General features: G+C 38.1%; 3 protein-coding genes. 1 reads left to right on the top strand and 2 read right to left on the bottom strand.

Annotated features, from left to right (window positions below):
* Positions 1-299: 299 nt before the first annotated feature.
* Both KNP67_RS15170 and KNP67_RS15165 read right to left on the bottom strand, forming a co-directional pair.
* Positions 300-632: a hypothetical protein gene (locus tag KNP67_RS15170; RefSeq protein ID WP_214756975.1), complete on the bottom strand. Its 333-nt coding sequence runs from the start codon at positions 630-632 to the stop codon at positions 300-302.
* 589 nt (positions 633-1,221) lie between these two features.
* Positions 1,222-1,716 carry a hypothetical protein gene (locus KNP67_RS15165; RefSeq protein ID WP_214756972.1) on the bottom strand — a complete coding sequence of 165 codons (495 nt, stop codon included), beginning with the start codon at positions 1,714-1,716 and terminating at the stop codon, positions 1,222-1,224.
* 600 nt (positions 1,717-2,316) lie between these two features.
* Here KNP67_RS15165 and KNP67_RS15160 point away from each other — a divergent pair.
* A complete protein-coding gene (locus KNP67_RS15160) occupies positions 2,317-2,523 on the top strand; it encodes a hypothetical protein (RefSeq protein ID WP_214756970.1) in 207 nt (68 codons plus the stop codon).
* Positions 2,524-2,777 lie beyond the last annotated feature (254 nt).

Here is a 2,777-nt window from a genome sequence, read left to right as displayed (position 1 = left end):
AACGGCTTGAGCCCTGTCGAATACAGGTCTCAAGCCGCTTAGGTTGGTTTTCATTATTTACCCTGTCTACTTGACGGGGAGCAGTTCACTTGGGTTATAGTCTTCGAATTTGAAATTAGTGAATGAATAAAACATAGCAACTTGAGCTAAGCCCTTATCAGGATATATGGATACTAAAGGAGCATACAGTTTCGGGCCATACATATTTAAAGTTAAAAACACCGAACATGGAAACATCGATAGATAAGATGACATCAAATAAAAGCTAAGACCATCGTGTAGCTCTAACGATGTATACATTACATGTCAAATTGATAGGTTGGTTCCATCAGCGAAACAGAGAGTAATCCTAGTGTATAGACACCGTCATCTTCGTTATGTAAATGTTCGAATATCGCATTAGTGGTGACACAAGGGGCACCGAGTAGTTTTGTCACGTACTGATAGAAAATTTCAGTTGCAAAAATTTCATCTAACATTTGACCCGTAAATACGAGATTCTCAATATTTTCTCCTGCGTTTTTAAGTTCTAATTCTGTAATCTCATCACGATATGTCCAATGTCCATACTTTTCAATATTGTCAAAACCAGCGAATACATAATCAACATCATAGCGAATACTTCTTTTCATAGGAAAGACCTCCTAGAAGATGATATATACTTTATTGTATGAGGGGTATATAGGATTAAGTCATCATGGATGTGACATCTTCATGATATTGAATGAACGGTTTCTTGAACGATTACTATGATTTAAGTCGTTAGAGAATGTACATGTAATCAAACGCTCAGATCTAATCGATTAAGAGAAGAATACAAAACCATATTCTTATGAATAAAAAAGATTAAATAGAATGAATAAGAATTAAAGATAGATTAAAAGAATTAGGAAAAATGAAAGTCCGAAAATCCTTTTGAAACCAACGTTTTCGAGAGATTTAGAAGATTGTAAATATGTCAGCCATAGTTTCTTTTATTCAAAGAGGCTATTTTTTTTTCATTTCCTTTTTGATAAATCACATCCAACAGCCAATTTTATTCGCTATATATTTGAAATAAAAACGATTGTATTTGATTTTTTTCCAAAGATGTAAAATATAAAAATGACCTTATGAAACACAGGTCATATACGATGCCTTTTGATGGAATGAATCAACAATGGATATAGATTCGGGATGTTTTCATACAATTTTTCAAAATGAGGCATGCCAAAAAGACCATCATGCGATCGTCAATTTTTCCACTTTATGTTTTAGTTGTTGATGAAGGTAAAGAATCGGCTCATTGAAGAAGAGTTGATGCTCACTTGAATGAATTAAGTCTTCACGATGGTGAAGAAACGCTTGTTTCAAATCAGCCAAGACTTCACGGAACGCTGATGCACCGAACGTATCACTCATTGAATAGAGAGATTCACGGCTTACTTTTAGTGCATCGAAATCGAAGAACTCACCAACGCGCTTACGCAACTCGAACCAAGCAATTTGAGCATCTGAACGCTCTTCTTCTCGGATCACTTTACTGTCTTGAGACTTGTCTAATGTCAATTCAACGAGGACTGGACGTGTAATATCTTGAACGCGTTTTTTAAGCGTGAGATTTTGCTTCACCACATTTAAGAAATGACGGCTGTCCTCTACAAGGGACACTTGAAGGAATTTCAAACGAGCCATCATCTTTTGAATGGCAAGTTTGTGGCCACAGTATTTAGGCAAGAATCCTTTAATCTCGTCATAGGTAAGGATGGCTTGGTCATGTGATTGAACATGGACATCCTTTGTGAGGTGAAAGAAGGAGAACGATTAAAACAAATGACGGTCTTCTTTAATACAAACACGCTTCAAGTACATAACTGATTGTTTCAAAATGTATACATGTATACTTGTAGATTTGTATACGTGTATACATTTATTTTTCTCACTTGAGTCTTTAACGAGGCGTGAATCCCATAAGTATCGGGAATCGGTCTATAAAGAAGGACGAAAAACGTGCGTTTTTCTTTGACGAGAGGGGCGACTCGCGTGCTCTCGCCTGGATCCATAGAGCGGGATCCGGGAAAAGGTCCGTTTTCGCATGACGAAAACGAGATGGTTCGTGTGTGAAGGTTGGACGTTGTTTTGGTCTGTCTCGTAAGAAGATTGTTTGATGAAATAGTAGAAGTGAAAACACGGTTTGTTTATTGAAAATGACCATGTTTTCTAAACAAGCCCTAGGGCTTGTTTGAAACAACACCAGGGCTTACGTGAAATTAGGCGAGATGTTGCCTGCTTGGATGCGAGGTATCATGAGGCTATCAACAGGAGAGGATGATTCAGATGGACAGCTACCAACTAGATCAACAGACGATGGACGAGATGACGGAGGTATTGCTTCGACGCCTTCCTAACCGGCTTCAAGAAGATTTTGATGACTTAAAACTTGTGAGCATGGATCTGCTTTGTGATGTGAAGGAAGGAGAGCGCTTGACCCACCTCACCGTCTTCTTCAATACCAATATGATTCGACGGAATCGTCGTACATAAGAAAAAGGAATCATTGTATACATGTATACATGTAGATTTGTATACGTGTATACATGTATATGTGTATACATTTTTTTGAAAGTCTTCATTTCTGTAGGTTCAAGAACAAGGACTGAACTGGTTTTTTACGGGGAATCGTTCTATAGAAAACCGGAAGGGGGGAGACGTGATGGACGAGCGGATACTTGATGACTATGCGTTCGATGGATTGGATCCGTTCGTCCGGATCGTGTTCTCGGAACTGATGGAACATC

Origin of the sequence: Exiguobacterium sp. s157, from assembly GCF_018618205.1 — a bacterium.
Lineage (GTDB): Bacteria > Bacillota > Bacilli > Exiguobacteriales > Exiguobacteriaceae > Exiguobacterium > Exiguobacterium chiriqhucha.
The sequence above is the reverse complement of the archived record's forward strand: the minus strand, read 5'-3'. Positions and strand labels throughout refer to the sequence as shown.

What these genes read in the sequence shown, in the direction of transcription:
- KNP67_RS15170 (WP_214756975.1), bottom strand. Translation starts at nt 632, where the DNA reads ATGAAAAGAAGTATTCGCTATGATGTTGATTATGTATTCGCTGGTTTT.
- KNP67_RS15160 (WP_214756970.1), top strand. Translation starts at nt 2,317, where the DNA reads ATGGACAGCTACCAACTAGATCAACAGACGATGGACGAGATGACGGAG.